Raw genomic sequence first — 13,289 nt, 5'->3', positions numbered from 1 at the left:
CCTCGCGCCCATCGGCAATAGCGAGCGGCCGAGGGCTGAGCGAGTGGATTTGATCCCAACCAACAGAGGCTACCATGCCCGACTTCGACCTTGAGCGTTATCAGGACAGCGCCCAAGGCCGGGCGTCTGTCCGCAGCCGTGATGAGTGGGGGAACGAAAAGCCTCGCTACGACGAGTTCGCCCACGACTACGACAACCCAGTCGACCAAAAGGCCCGACGCGAACGCGAGCTGGATCGTCGGCTAAAGCTGAAAGCAAATATCCAGGCATGCATCGCTCAGATGGAGCTGATCTGCCCACCAAAAGGAGGTGCCGCGTGACCAAGCACGAAATTGCGGTCGGCATGATCGACTCGCGTATCCAGAAGCTGATTGAGAACGCCGAAGACTACAGCCTGCACTGTGAAACGCAGATGGCGGTGGAAATGGCTTACGCACTCAGTGCAATCGATTGCAAAGAGCACACGCGCTATACGCAATGCCTGATGTTCATCCGTGCTCGTTCTAATGAAGAGCAACTTGCCAGAATGCGGAGGTGCGCGTGAGTCAGCCAATCGTGAAGTCGCTTATCGACGAGCAGGTCGAAGAGCTCGATGTTCGCACCCAGCCTGCTCAAGTGCGCGGCACCTTCTCCCCGCCTCGCGGCATGCGTGTTGCTGATCTGCCCTACCCGATCAAAGCAGACTGGCTGAAGCGTCGACCAATCAAGGGGTGTGGATGAACGCCAATCAACGCCGACGCCGGTATGTCTTCTGGCGAGGCTCGTTCCCGGTTCTCGCAGGCTTCACCTTTCTGATGCTGGCCCTGTGTCTCGCTGATCGAATCGCCCCGCTGTAATCCCTCTCTATTTTTCAAGGCTGCGAATAGCGCGGCAAGGATTTCATATGTCTGCACAAAACGTTGCACCCGTCATTCATGAGTCGAATCTCCATCTGCTTCCACACGCTGCAACAAGCACCAGTGCTTTGGTTCTCGACGGCGACAGCCTCGACAAAATGATGCGCCTGGCTGAAGTCATGGCGCTGGGCCGGGCAACGCTGCCGAAGCACTTCAACGGCAATTCGGCCGACTGCCTCGCGGTGGTGATGCAGTCGATGCAATGGAAGATGAACCCGTTCGCTGTGGCCCAGAAAACGCACCTGGTGAATGGCGTGCTCGGCTACGAAGCTCAGTTGGTCAACGCAGTGATCACGACCTGCGCGCCAGTCATGGATCGCCTTCATTACGAATGGTTTGGTGCCTGGGAAAAGGTCATCGGCAAGTTCGAGATCAAAACGAACTCGGACGGCAAGCAATACCGCCAGCCTGGCTGGAGGCTGGAAGACGAAGACGGCCTCGGCGTGAAGGTGTGGGCAACGTTCCGCGGCGAAGATGAGCCCCGAGTTTTGGAACTGCTGCTCGCTCAGGCCCGGACGCGCAACAGTACTCTTTGGGCTGACGATCCGCGCCAGCAACTGGCCTACCTCGCAACCAAGCGCTGGTCGCGACTGTATTGCCCTGACGTGATTCTCGGCGTTTACAGCCCTGACGAGCTGGAAGAAAGCGCGCCGCGAGTTCGGGATGTATCGCCGACACGCGGCGCTGAGCCCGGCGACCTTCCACCCTACCCCGACGACAAACTGGCCGAAAACCTGCCGAAGTGGCGGACGGCCGTGGAGGCAGGCAGATCGTCACCTGAACACTTAATCGCAACCGTCAGCAGCAAATACACGCTCTCTGACGAGCAGACCGATGCCATCAACCAACTGAAACCACTCGAAGGTGCCGCAGCATGAAAATCCATAACGTAGCCCAGGGATCCGCCGAGTGGCTCGCACTTCGCGCCGAACACTTCACCGCCTCAGAAGCGCCAGCGATGATGGGGGCTTCGAAGTATCAAAGCCGCACCGAACTGCTAACGCTGAAGAAAACCGGGATTGCGCCGGAAGTGACGCCGCAGACACAGCGCATCTTTGATAAGGGCCACGCGACTGAAGCCCTTGCCCGGCCTTTGGTAGAGGTCATGATCGGCGAAGAGCTTTATCCGGTCGTGGGCACCAGCGGTAACCTGCTGGCCTCAATGGACGGCGCGACCATGATGGGCGAGACATTGTTCGAGCATAAGCTCTGGAATGAATCGCTGGCTGCCCAAGTGCGCGCCGGAGACTTGGCTCCCCATTACTACTGGCAGCTCGAACAACAGTTGCTTGTGAGCGGCGCAGAGCGCGTCATCTTCGTTTGCTCAGACGGCACGGAGCAGAACTTCGTCTCAATGGAATACCGGCCGGTGCCGGGCCGAGCTGCTCAACTGGTTGAAGGCTGGAAACAGTTCGAACAGGACTTGGCCAGCTTTGAACTGGCTAACGCACCTTCGATAGTCGTAGGCAAAGCGCCAGACGAACTGCCCGCCCTGAAAATTGAACTGACTGGCATGGTTACCGCCAGCAACCTCAAAGTGTTCGAAGAGTCGGCTCTCGCCGTCATCGACTCGGTGAAAACCACACTCGAAACCGATCAAGACTTCGCGGACGCAAAGAAAGCCGTGAAGTGGTGCGGCGATGTCGAAGAGGCTGTGACCACGGCTAAAAAGCAGGCGCTGTCTCAAACCGCGACGATAGCCGAACTGTTTTCCTCGCTGGATCGAATCAGCGGCCATGCCAGGGAAACCCGTCTCAAGGTAGACAAGCTGGTAAAAGCGCAGGAACTGCTCGTCAAAACCAACATTAAGCAGAAAGCCGAAATTGCCTTGGCTGATCACATCGCCGCAATTAACAAGACTCTCGGGCGTGTGACGCTGCCGGTTACGCCGGTCGATTTCGCGGGCGCAATGAAGAACAAGCGCACCATCGCAAGCCTGCAGGACGCCGTAGACACTGAGCTTTCACGGGCAAAGATCGATGCAAGCCAGCGCGCCGACAGCATCCGCTTAAATCTGACCAGCCTTGCCGAACACGCAGCTGACTACAACTTTCTGTTCAACGACATCCAGCAACTGGCCCTGAAAGCCAATGACGACCTCGTGGCTCTGATCAAGGTCCGCATCAACGAACACCAGTTGGCTGAGCAAAAGAAAGAAGAAGACCAGCGCGAGCGAATCCGCCAAGAAGAGAAGAAACGTCTTGAGGATAAAGAGGCTCAGCGACAGGCAGCCGCTCAGCGCACTCAGCCATCGGTGGTTACCAAACCAGCACCGGTGGTTGAAAAGTCGCCGCCAGTTGCGCGAGTGACCGCAGTTCCATCCGCCAAGGTTCAGCCCAAGCCTACGCGCCTCGAAGCTCGCGTAACTGACTTGGAGGCACTGGTGAAAGCCGTGGCCGCTGGGCAAGCGCCTATTTCGGTCCTCACGGTCAACTGGCAAAACCTCGACGACCTTGTCGAGTCGCAAGGCTCGGAATTCAACATGCCGGGGGTAACCCTGGAGCAGGTAGCAGCGTGACAGACAACTTCATCCTTGCCGCCAATCAGCGGCAATCTCAACTGGAGGCGGCGAAAGCTGCCTTCTTCGCATCAGGCGGTCAGATGCAGATCGGCCCGGGCGTCCCGGATCATCCACTGCCCCCAATCCGAAAGAGCACCATCGATCCTGAGACGGTGCTAAAGCGGAAGAAGCCAGCGCTCAGCCGCACTGAGCGAGGCACGCTGCGCAAGATGGCGGCCTCGATATGAAATGTCGAAAAGCGAATAATTGCTTTGCACGCGCCGAGCGCAGTTGCCGCGCCCTGCTCAACACCAACCACGTCGCCGTCGTGAACATCGATCCCAGCGGCCTGCAGATCATGGTGAACTGGAAAAGCCACAAGCATATACGCAGCTTGGCGATCGCCAACGCCCTCTTCGACTTCTCCTACCGCTGGACGATCTACATCAGCGCCATGTGTCGGGACGAGCGCGGCGTTGAGTATGTGAAGTCCGTGGAGATATCGCCCGAGGGCATCTACAAGGTCGAGCGGCTGACGGATGCGATCGAGCACTACTACCTTGAACTGCGCGGTAGCTGCAATCAGAACCACCTGGTGGCGTCGGGCTGGATCGCGATACCGGCCGAGATATCCCTCGACGAAGCACAGGCGGCAAGTCTGTTCTACGCGGCCGGTGCTTGGCATCAGGTGAAGGCGGCATGAGGCGGATTAAATCTCGCGTCCGACATGGCCTGCGCCAGTAGCACATACATCTGCCGCCCAGCGGTTTGAAGGAGTCAGGTTATGGCGATGAACCAAGAGCAGCGGAACGACAAGCTCAAGGCCAAGCGAACCAAGTTCGCCGAGAAGGAATTGCGCCATCGGGTTCGGCCAGGCATTGAGGAGACCCTGAAAAGGGTTAGGGCTCGCGCCGACGATATCGAAACCAGTGAGCTTCTGCAGGTCGCCATCCTGAAGATGGATCTGATGGGTGACGTGGAGCTTTCGGAGTTTCTGAAATATCCGCGCCACGAAATCGTAGTTAGCGAATGCGTGGCGCGTGAGATTTACGATCACGGCGTCAGATGCATCCTGAACAACCCGGATCAGGCCGATGACGACCAGATCGAAATCCCTACTTCGTCTTTGTCGACTGCGTGAGCATCCAGCCAAACATGAAGCATCGCATTCGACAGCCGAACGGGGCGAAGGTGTTCGACGCGGCGATGAAGATCATCAAAGGTGTTTGCTACCTCCAAGATATTGGGTCGGAACTTAGTTCCTGCGGCATAGGACTGCGTGACGGCGGGTGCGGCCTTCAATATCCCCTTACATCAAATTCTCATGGCTATCTGATGGATCAGACGGACTCGAATCCCCGATAACGCTTTCAGCATATGCCCGCGCCTTCATCTTCCCCACTGGAGTAAGGTTCAAAGCGCGTATTCCTGTCTGGATCTCTGTCAGACTGAGCCCCTCAGCAATCCACTGATCGATAAATTTGCGCGCCTGATTAAAGCCGAAGACGTTAGCTGAGCCTAAAGGCTGCTCCATGGTAGTCACATCGCGCTGCCTTGGCCGAGCAGACTCCAGCATTCCAACCCGCTTACCGAGAGAGCGAGTGTTCTCAAGAATTTCTGAAAGGATGTCATTCTCAGTTCTTGGTGCAACCACCTCATTTTGGGGAAATTCGTTGAGTGCTCTCGAAAATTCATCCTCAAAACTTGGCCAGTAGACATCAAATATCTTTTCTAAAACCCTTTCCTCCAAGGCATCATCACCTAGGCAAATATTCAATGTTTTGACTAGTTCGCGGACGCTGCTCTCTGTTGGCACCGTGTGATTGAACTGAGCAAGAGGGTCAACCAAGTCAGAGGGCTGAAGATCTACTAGGAAAGTACAAACCCTGCTTCCCGAAAGCCCTTTGGCTAGCGCACCAGTCTCAAAGAGAATCCATGGTTTATTTTTATTCTCTTGGGTTAAGCACACAATTCCCACAGAAACTTCCCGGAGCTTGTCATTGATCTCAGAAAACCAAAGCGAGCCACGGTCAATATGGCGAGTTGAAATCCAGGGATGCGATGCCTGAAGCACGCACTTGATCCAGTCACTCATCACTTCGGCTACAGCAAGGCTCCGCTTGCCGGACCAACTGATAAAAATCTTCACGCAATACACTCCATGATCCGGCTCCATGCCGGTCACCCGTAATACCCCAACTCAAACCAAATAGCCACTATGTCGCATCCGGTAACGGAGAGCGGCGCATGCATGGAGATCACCATGAGCAAGGACACCAAGATTCTGATCCCGGAAATTCCCGGCGAGTGGACTGAGCGCACGCGCAGCGGCCACACCTGCAAGTGGAACGATGGTTGGCACGGCAACCCCCACCGAAACGGCCTGCCTTACGTTGAGCTGACCGCTCCTGAAAAGGGTCTGTACGCTGAACGCATCGACGGCGCTTGGTACTGGGTATCAGGCTGTAACAAGTGCACCGGCAACACCGAAGCCTACAGCTACATCGTCTGCGACAAGCATGACGTTTGCGTGAGTTGCAACGCTCACAGAACCACGCTGGTAGACACCCCTTGGGGTCGGCGTGATGGGTTTATCTGCAAGCCATGCCAAGACGCAATCGATGCAGTAGCCAAGGCTGAGGCGCTGGCTAAGGTCGCGGCCGAGGATTATGACGAGTGGGACTACAGGGCGCAGGACGAGTGCAAATGTCCGCATTGCGCGACCGTGATCCACATCGAAACCGAGGACTACGGTGACAAAGACATGGAGTGCGACACCTGCGGCGGCAACTTCCGGCTTCAGCTCGAATACAGCGTCAGCTTCACCACCACGGTGATCGGCGAACGCGTCACCGCCTAATGCTGATTAATGGTCAACGAGATCGAAGCCCTTCACCAGGTCCCGGCAGTATCGAAGCTCATGCACCGCACCTGGCTTGAACTGATCGAACCACCCCGCCTCCTCTTCGTCCAGATCACTCGCCGCCTGCTCTGAAAGCTCGTCGATATCGATACCCATGCTCGCTGCTGTTGCGAATACAGCAACCAGCGCCTGCTTCAGTTCCATTGCGTGCTTGTCGGTCATGTCGGAACCCTCGTGGGTTGAGATATGAGCTTAGACCTGCAATGCGCCTGGCTTTAAACCGCGTGGCTATAACGGTTATTCCGAAGTGGCATTTCCATTAGGCGACGTGAGTTCCGTATCAACTCTTCAATTCACCGATGCAGAATGCGGTGAGGTGGTCATCGGCACTGTAGATGACGGATACAGCATCAGCACCTTCTTGAATCACCACGTTCTGGGCCGTTACTGCCTCAGCCTTGTAAAACGGGCCATGTACTCGGCAGGCATCAATGTTGTTGCGAGTTGCAAACCAGAAATTGCGCATATTCGACTCCCGTAACCATAGGTATTGAGATGCCCTTATATATAGAACTCCAACGACTCACGCCACCCCTGCAAGGATGACCTATGAACATCTACCGGCACACCTTCACGGCTGTCTGCCCATCGGACGGCGATACGATCATCTACAACTTGGAAATCCGCTCGCGTGTGGTGGTGATGGTTGAGCACATCAAGACAGCCACGGCGCTGATCAAGTCTGGGTATCACGAGCGAATTGCTGACGAACTGTCGGAACGCTTCGGCGGGGACCAGACGATCATCGCCACACACCAGGGCGTGGAAATAGAGACCGTGAGGCTGAGCGGATGATTCATTACCACGGCACACCGATTGGTGGTAAGCGCGAGGATGCCGCAAAGTTCCTGGCCGGGCGTCACGCGCTGGTTCCCTTCCCGCGTCAGGACGACATGGGCATTGTTGCCGATGCCTGCAAATCTTTTGTATTCGACAACGGCGCGTTTTCAGTCTGGAAGAAAGGCGGCGAACTGGATATCGATGGTTACATCCGGTGGGTAGAGGACTGGCATCGCCACCCAGGATTCACATGGGCGCTGATCCCTGATGTGATCGACGGCGATGAGCAAGCAAACGACACTCTTATTCGGCAGTGGCCAGAAGAGTTGCGCGGTGTGCCGGTATGGCACTTGCATGAATCGCTGGAGCGCTTGCAGCGACTGGCAAGGTGTTGGCGAACGGTTGCAATTGGCAGTTCGGGACAGTGGTCAACGCCAGGAACAACGCCGTGGTGGAAGCGAATGGCCGCGGCAATGGACGCCATCTGTGACGACCACGGGAGGCCAGCCTGCAAGCTTCACGGCTTGCGGATGCTGGACCCAGCCATTTTCCAGTATTTGCCCTTTGCGTCGGCCGACTCCACCAACGCCGCTGTGAATGGCGGCAGCATCAGTCGGTTCGGAATGTATGCCCCGCCAACTGCAGGTCAGCGAGCCAACGTCATTGCGGACAGGATTGAGGCGCACAACAGTTCGCCAATCTGGCAGCCCGAGACTCAGGTTGAGATGGCGCTCTGAGCAGCTAGCCCAACCGAGCTCTTAGGTCCGCAAGATAATCACGTGCATATCCGCGTCGCTCAAGACCTCCGGGTGCATCATCACTCCAGAGTGATGCAAGCGCCTCTTCAATGGCGATGTCGGAAAACGTGGTTCCTAATCGCTTCAGCACTGCCAACAACAAGTGCTCAATAGCGTCAATCTGCGCTTGGTTCGTCATTCCAAATTTCCCCTGTTTGGCCCTATGCCGGGCAACACAAATACCTCACTTCATCGAATCACGCCACCTATCTGAACCCGCATGGCGGCGCATGCATGGAGATCTCCCATGGAATATGAACTACACCTAGGCGACTGCCTGGAGGTGATGCGCGGCCTGCCCGCCAACTCGGTAGATAGCGTTGTAACCGACCCGCCCTATGGCATCCGCTTCATGGGCAAAAGCTGGGATGGTCAAGACATCGAGGACCGCGCCGCTTACAGGGCCAGCATGCCGTCACACGCAGGGGCTTGCGGGCCGAATGGCGGTCACCGCTCGATCGCAGCGGGGCTGGTAAATATGACCTTACGCCAGCGGCGATGGGTGCCTTTCAAGCCTTTACGCTGGAATGGGCAACCGAAGCGCTGCGAGTACTCAAGCCTGGCGGGCACCTGCTTTCGTTCGCCGCGGCCCGCACCTACCATCACATGGCAGTCGGTATCGAAATGGCAGGGTTCGAGATCCGCGACCAGATTATGTGGGTGTTCGGCTCAGGCTTCCCGAAGTCACACAACCTGAAAGGCGATCACGCTGGCTGGGGGACTGCTCTCAAGCCAGCGCATGAGCCAATCTGCATGGCGCGCAAGCCCTTCCCCGGCACCGTCGCTGCCAACGTGGCCGAGCACGGCACCGGTGCAATCAACATCGATGCATGCCGCGTTGCGCCGACAGGCGAAAGACTCGGTGGCGGTGATGAGAATGGCAAGGTATCTAAGCCAGAAGGTTGGGCCAGACCATGGATGAACGATCCGGCTCACGTAGCAGCACACGGCGCAAAGGTTGCGGCTAACGTCGACAAGGCCAGCCAGCTGGGTAGATGGCCAGCGAACCTGATCCACGATGGCAGCGACGTTGTGGTAGCCATGTTCCCCGCAGAGGCTGGTGCCGCCGCACCGGTAAAAGGTACCGAGAGCAGCTCGCCAGATAAGCACACCTACGGCGAGTACTCCCGCGTCGAGGGTGCGTTTCACGGTGATACCGGCAGCGCCGCCCGCTTCTACTACTGCGCCAAGACTAGCCGAGCCGATCGCCACGAAGGCCTGATCGATCCCGGCCCACAGTTCAAACAGGGCACCACGCTTCGCAAGGTCGAAACCACTGACACAAAGGGCAACAACCACCCCACGGTAAAGCCCACGGAACTGATGGCCTATCTGCTCCGGCTAGTCACGCCACCAGGCGGCAAGACACTGGACCCGTTCATGGGATCGGGCAGCACTGGCAAGGCGGCAGTACTCGAGGGATTTGAGTTCATTGGGATCGAGCAAGACGCCGCCTACATGGCGATCGCCAGAGCGCGAATCGCCTACGCCAAAGCAAAGAGTCAGCGCCAACAGCAAGAGCAGCACTTACAGGAACAGCAGCTGAACCTGTTCAGCGCTTACCCCCTACCGACTATCGAATCACACCACACCACACCGGCGAAAATGATCATTGGTGGTCAAGGCCTCCAATGTTCAGCGGGTAATTGAAGGTCCTGCCAACCATTGCCGAATATCTGACCTGAATGGTATCTCACGCCAATCTAGCAAAGTTGCCCGCCCCCATGAACGAATATTATGATTTTTGCTTTATAACACCCGTCGACGGATCAAACTCAAACACACTTACACCCAAATTCATTGATCTCTCAACACCAGAACCAACTGGAACAATTAGGATTGCATGAATTCTTTGAGTCGAATCAGTAACTCTAACCAGATCGGTATACATGCGCACATTACGCAAGACCTGAACAATCCCGCGCTGTACAACCGTTGGTGATCGTGAATTCTTCACTTCTACAATATAATCTGTATTGCCGTGAGTTATTACGGCATCCAGTTCAGTGGTTCCGCCACGCGTCCGTATTGACATATCATGTCGTACAATGCCACGAGGCAAAGGCCCACGGTCTGAGACCAGAGCGGCTATTGCTTTAGCTGAAAAAGCCATATTGATATCGGCTTGCTTCGCCGGGTCGAAATTTTTGATATAAGTCTGTGGGCTGCCACGAGGCAAATAGTGATCAACGTCATATATCTGATTTTTGCCGACTTCTCTACCGTTTGAATCGGTTGCAAGCACAGGATCCGAAGCTAAGTCCACCTCCGCAGATTTTTCTGCTCCCGCTCCACCAGATTGCTCTTTATTGGACTCGGCCCCGGAGACGCCGGACCTTTCAGGATCTAGATTCTTTGGCGTCGGATCTTTTTGCCTCTCTTCAGCAGAGGAGCTAAGATCCGACCCTGATGCTGGCGTCCCCAAATCATCATCCTGAGCATTCTCAGTTACAGAGTCTTTCTCCTCTAATGTTTTGTCCTCAACAGCTTCTGCTAGAGCTTTAGTTCTGATTTCCTCTTGAGATTGCTGCGACAAATAGTCCCAGTACTTATCTCGATTTGTAAACATGGCTGCCAACTTCTCAAGAAACTGAAGCTCAGTCACCAAAGTGGCAACGATGAATATTGACAAGCCATAGGTCCAAGTATTATTAGCCCCAAAAGCTAGAGACAGTACCAACGTACTACCGATTAATTTCTCGGTAGAGACCGTTCCTGTCGCAGTACCGCAATGGATTATTATCCATAGAAGCCCTGTAATTCCGAACACTTGTGCTAGAAGCGTTGCCCCTTCAGAAATACTTAAAGGGAAAGCACCTCCTGAAATTAAAAAATAACAACCGAATGCGGCACATATTGCTATCGCAACCACGCTTACCATAATTACACGCAAAGCCTGTTGCAGCATCTCAAAGTTTCCAATGCCTATACTGGCGTTATGCCAGATCCCAGCTGCATCAAACACTATTCGCAAGCAAATAGCCACTATCCTGTATCCTGAAATGGGATGGCGCCCCTTTGGAGAAAATATGAATGAGCTGGCTCTTTTCGCAGGCTCTGGTGGCGGAATACTCGGAGGCCACTTGCTCGGGTGGCGAACCGTCTGCGCCGTTGAGCGTGATGCCTACTCAGCACAAGTTCTGGCGCAACGACAAAACGATGGAGCCCTCCCAACTTTCCCGATTTGGTCTGACGTGTGCAGTTTTGACGGAAGACCATGGCGCGGACTTGTTGACGTGGTTTCTGGCGGATTCCCGTGTCAGGACATATCAGTTGCCGGGAATGGTGCAGGGATCGATGGGGCAAGGTCCGGGCTCTGGCGTGAAATGGCGCGAATCATCAGCGAGGTACGACCTAAAAAGGTGTACCTGGAAAACTCACCTTTGCTTGTGGGAAGAGGACTTGCCTTGGTCCTCGGTGACCTTGCCCAAATGGGGTATGACGCGCAGTGGTGCATTGTTTCAGCATCCGACACTGGAGCGCCCCATCAGCGGGACCGGGTTTGGCTTGTTGCCCACACCAGTTGCATGGGACAGCAGGAGGGGGGATTGCCCGTCAGAGAGAGCAAGGAGGTCTCCGAGACTGGTAACCGCGGCGATGCTCTGGCCTACGCCGACGGTGCACGGCAACCACAACCACAACCAGCCAGGCAGCAGCAGCAGCAAGAACGCAGGTTGGGGCCTAAGCAGCGCCGTGAAGCAGTGGCCGACTCCGGTGGCCAGCATGGCGAAAGGCTCATCGCCAGCGGCACTGACGCGAAAGTCCGGAGCGGACCGATCGAACGATCGATTGGACCACGCAGTTATGGCCTCCGACGGTGGCCAACTGAACCCGCAATGGGTCGAGTGGCTAATGGGGTGGCCCATCGGGTGGACCGAATTAAAGCCCTTGGCAATGGACAAGTTCCGAGAGTGGCAGCTGCAGCATTCGCCATACTAACTGACAACGAATGATGGCGGTTATCAAGTTCGCGCTTTCAATCATTCAAAATCGACGACCTCGATATCAAAGCTCCCTTTAACCATAATCGCCCTCTGTATCCTTAAACCGGGCCTTACGCTCTTAATAATAGCTATTAGCTGGATCTGCTTCTCGGCACTCATCCTCTCTCCTATGATCACAGATTTAACAGACATCGCAGAGTACTCTAGGAGAACGCCAAGATCATTATCTCTACTATCAAAGTCTATTAAACGCAGCTCTTCCTCATAGCTCCAAGCAATAGGTTTAGTAGCAAGCATTTTTTGGTATATTTCGCGAAGACGCTCCGAAGCGCATTTAAAGCCTACGGTATACATTTCTAAATCAGCGCTACGATCGTCACCATAAAAATTGGACAGCGTCTGCGTTTCGAAGTAGGCATCATTATTCCAGTCGCGCTGATCGTAAAGCATTGCCATTACCGAGGCATCTATCACAGCGGGCGAATCTTCATACAGCACCTTGTACACCCTCGCATCTCGTCCTGCCGGGATGATTAAGTCCGGATCAAACTCTACACAGAACCCCCTTAGTCCGTCTCCGTAGTGAGCCCACATCAGGAGGTTATTGTTACGTTCGCTGAAGCAAGAGATCCTCGCCCGCTCGATAAACAGTTCTATTATGGGCTCCCCTTCCTCCAGACTTTCTGCAAATTCAGGATAGTGTTCTTTGACGAGATCATCCTCGGGATCGCTAAACCCCCAAGCGTTTAGTACCGCTATCAGGCGATCAGATGGATCGGAGAGTAAAGGAAAGCCATAGATAATTTCACACCGACACTCAAAGGGATCATTGAAAGCAGAGTGGTGATTCAAAAAGATATTGTTCGCACTTAAATTATTTAAAGAATATTTATCCACACGACAGTATTTGTACAAAGGCACGATCTCCATATTTCTAGCGATCTCAGATTACCTCACCCATCTATAAATCCATAACATAACGTCCAGCACCTCTCAGGAATAGCGCCATGCATCGAATCAACCTCTGCGGGCCAATGACTGGCCTACCCGAGTACAACTTCCCCGCCTTCGCCGCTGAAGCCGCCCGCCTCCGCGGCCTGGGTTTCGATGTGGTTAACCACGCCGAGATCAACCCAGACGGCGCATCGTGGGAGGAGTGCATGCGCCGCGACGTGCCCCTGCTCGTGACCTGCCATCATGTGGCCACCCTGCCCAGCTGGGACAAATTGCAAGGCGCACAGTTGGAAGTCTACGTCGCCGATCGCCTGGGCATTCGCGACAGCCCGGCGCACACCATCACTGAATACCAGGTGCAACCATGCTCAGGCGTCTAATCGTCACCAAAGATCAGGACGATCAAGGTCGCGACGATTAGCGCGGCGAAGAACAGCATCAAGACAAACCACAAAGCCAGCTCGTGCATGGGATCTCCCCAGTTGAACGAGCTTG

The 13,289-nt window shown here is 55.2% G+C and carries 18 protein-coding genes and 1 pseudogene; 14 read left to right on the top strand and 5 right to left on the bottom strand.

Annotated features, from left to right (window positions below; genetic code table 11):
* Nucleotides 1-74: 74 nt before the first annotated feature.
* The 8 genes from AUC61_RS14540 to AUC61_RS14505 all read left to right on the top strand — a co-directional run bounded on the left by AUC61_RS14540 (nucleotide 75) and on the right by AUC61_RS14505 (nucleotide 4,537).
* Nucleotides 75-320 carry a hypothetical protein gene (locus AUC61_RS14540; protein WP_243246955.1) on the top strand — a complete coding sequence of 82 codons (246 nt, stop codon included), beginning with the start codon at nucleotides 75-77 and terminating at the stop codon, nucleotides 318-320.
* Entirely contained in the window at nucleotides 317-544 is a 228-nt protein-coding gene (locus AUC61_RS14535) for a hypothetical protein (protein ID WP_243246954.1), read from the top strand. The genes AUC61_RS14540 and AUC61_RS14535 overlap by 4 nt, the downstream gene beginning before the upstream one ends.
* A complete protein-coding gene (locus tag AUC61_RS14530; protein ID WP_243246953.1) occupies nucleotides 541-720 on the top strand; it encodes a hypothetical protein in 180 nt (59 codons plus the stop codon). The genes AUC61_RS14535 and AUC61_RS14530 overlap by 4 nt, the downstream gene beginning before the upstream one ends.
* 163 nt (nucleotides 721-883) lie before the next feature.
* Nucleotides 884-1,774, top strand: a complete 891-nt coding sequence (locus AUC61_RS14525) for a RecT family recombinase (RefSeq protein ID WP_243246952.1) — start codon at nucleotides 884-886, stop codon at nucleotides 1,772-1,774.
* Nucleotides 1,771-3,414 (top strand): YqaJ viral recombinase family protein, encoded by a 1,644-nt coding sequence (locus AUC61_RS14520; RefSeq protein ID WP_243246951.1) that lies wholly within the window; start codon nucleotides 1,771-1,773, stop codon nucleotides 3,412-3,414. Before AUC61_RS14525 ends, AUC61_RS14520 begins: the two co-directional genes overlap by 4 nt.
* Nucleotides 3,411-3,644 (top strand): hypothetical protein, encoded by a 234-nt coding sequence (locus AUC61_RS14515; RefSeq protein ID WP_243246950.1) that lies wholly within the window; start codon nucleotides 3,411-3,413, stop codon nucleotides 3,642-3,644. The genes AUC61_RS14520 and AUC61_RS14515 overlap by 4 nt, the downstream gene beginning before the upstream one ends.
* Complete coding sequence (locus tag AUC61_RS14510) at nucleotides 3,641-4,099, top strand: hypothetical protein (protein WP_243246949.1); 459 nt, start codon at nucleotides 3,641-3,643, stop codon at nucleotides 4,097-4,099. Before AUC61_RS14515 ends, AUC61_RS14510 begins: the two co-directional genes overlap by 4 nt.
* An 81-nt stretch (nucleotides 4,100-4,180) precedes the next feature.
* Complete coding sequence (locus tag AUC61_RS14505) at nucleotides 4,181-4,537, top strand: hypothetical protein (protein ID WP_243246948.1); 357 nt, start codon at nucleotides 4,181-4,183, stop codon at nucleotides 4,535-4,537.
* Nucleotides 4,538-4,705: 168 nt separating this feature from the next.
* On the opposite strand, the gene AUC61_RS14500 is transcribed toward AUC61_RS14505, so the two are convergent.
* Nucleotides 4,706-5,545 (bottom strand): toll/interleukin-1 receptor domain-containing protein, encoded by an 840-nt coding sequence (locus AUC61_RS14500; protein ID WP_243246947.1) that lies wholly within the window; start codon nucleotides 5,543-5,545, stop codon nucleotides 4,706-4,708.
* 114 nt (nucleotides 5,546-5,659) lie between these two features.
* Between AUC61_RS14500 and AUC61_RS14495 the strand changes: the two genes are divergently transcribed.
* Nucleotides 5,660-6,256 (top strand): hypothetical protein, encoded by a 597-nt coding sequence (locus AUC61_RS14495; protein WP_243246946.1) that lies wholly within the window; start codon nucleotides 5,660-5,662, stop codon nucleotides 6,254-6,256.
* A 6-nt stretch (nucleotides 6,257-6,262) separates the two neighbouring features.
* Here AUC61_RS14495 and AUC61_RS14490 read toward each other — a convergent pair whose 3' ends face one another.
* Both AUC61_RS14490 and AUC61_RS14485 read right to left on the bottom strand, forming a co-directional pair.
* Nucleotides 6,263-6,481 carry a hypothetical protein gene (locus tag AUC61_RS14490; protein WP_243246945.1) on the bottom strand — a complete coding sequence of 73 codons (219 nt, stop codon included), beginning with the start codon at nucleotides 6,479-6,481 and terminating at the stop codon, nucleotides 6,263-6,265.
* Nucleotides 6,482-6,599: 118 nt separating this feature from the next.
* The gene (locus AUC61_RS14485) at nucleotides 6,600-6,785 is read right to left on the bottom strand and encodes a hypothetical protein (RefSeq protein WP_243246944.1); all 186 of its coding nucleotides are present in this window, start codon (nucleotides 6,783-6,785) and stop codon (nucleotides 6,600-6,602) included.
* A gap of 83 nt (nucleotides 6,786-6,868) precedes the next feature.
* Here AUC61_RS14485 and AUC61_RS14480 point away from each other — a divergent pair, with 83 nt between their 5' ends.
* The 3 genes and pseudogenes from AUC61_RS14480 to AUC61_RS14470 form a co-directional block, all read left to right on the top strand.
* Nucleotides 6,869-7,114: a hypothetical protein gene (locus AUC61_RS14480; protein WP_243246943.1), complete on the top strand. Its 246-nt coding sequence runs from the start codon at nucleotides 6,869-6,871 to the stop codon at nucleotides 7,112-7,114.
* Complete coding sequence (locus AUC61_RS14475) at nucleotides 7,111-7,836, top strand: hypothetical protein (RefSeq protein ID WP_243246942.1); 726 nt, start codon at nucleotides 7,111-7,113, stop codon at nucleotides 7,834-7,836. The genes AUC61_RS14480 and AUC61_RS14475 overlap by 4 nt, the downstream gene beginning before the upstream one ends.
* A gap of 307 nt (nucleotides 7,837-8,143) precedes the next feature.
* Nucleotides 8,144-9,396, top strand: a pseudogene (locus AUC61_RS14470) (DNA-methyltransferase); the annotation flags it as partial.
* Nucleotides 9,397-9,631: 235 nt separating this feature from the next.
* Here AUC61_RS14470 and AUC61_RS14465 read toward each other — a convergent pair.
* Nucleotides 9,632-10,882, bottom strand: a complete 1,251-nt coding sequence (locus AUC61_RS14465) for a nuclease-related domain-containing protein (RefSeq protein WP_243246940.1) — start codon at nucleotides 10,880-10,882, stop codon at nucleotides 9,632-9,634.
* Here AUC61_RS14465 and AUC61_RS14460 point away from each other — a divergent pair.
* On the top strand, nucleotides 10,818-11,849 hold the full coding sequence (locus AUC61_RS14460) for a DNA cytosine methyltransferase (protein ID WP_340163294.1): 1,032 nt from the start codon (nucleotides 10,818-10,820) through the stop codon (nucleotides 11,847-11,849). The genes AUC61_RS14465 and AUC61_RS14460 overlap by 65 nt on opposite strands.
* Nucleotides 11,850-11,876: 27 nt before the next feature.
* Here AUC61_RS14460 and AUC61_RS14455 read toward each other — a convergent pair whose 3' ends face one another.
* Nucleotides 11,877-12,761, bottom strand: a complete 885-nt coding sequence (locus AUC61_RS14455; RefSeq protein ID WP_243246938.1) for a DUF2971 domain-containing protein — start codon at nucleotides 12,759-12,761, stop codon at nucleotides 11,877-11,879.
* 86 nt (nucleotides 12,762-12,847) lie between these two features.
* On the opposite strand from AUC61_RS14455, the gene AUC61_RS14450 reads away from it, so the two are divergent.
* A complete protein-coding gene (locus tag AUC61_RS14450) occupies nucleotides 12,848-13,174 on the top strand; it encodes a DUF4406 domain-containing protein (protein WP_243246937.1) in 327 nt (108 codons plus the stop codon).
* Nucleotides 13,175-13,289: the final 115 nt, after the last annotated feature.

This window comes from Pseudomonas maioricensis (assembly GCF_022790535.1).
GTDB classification, from domain to species: domain Bacteria; phylum Pseudomonadota; class Gammaproteobacteria; order Pseudomonadales; family Pseudomonadaceae; genus Aquipseudomonas; species Aquipseudomonas maioricensis.
This window is presented reverse-complemented; position numbering and strand designations above follow the sequence as displayed.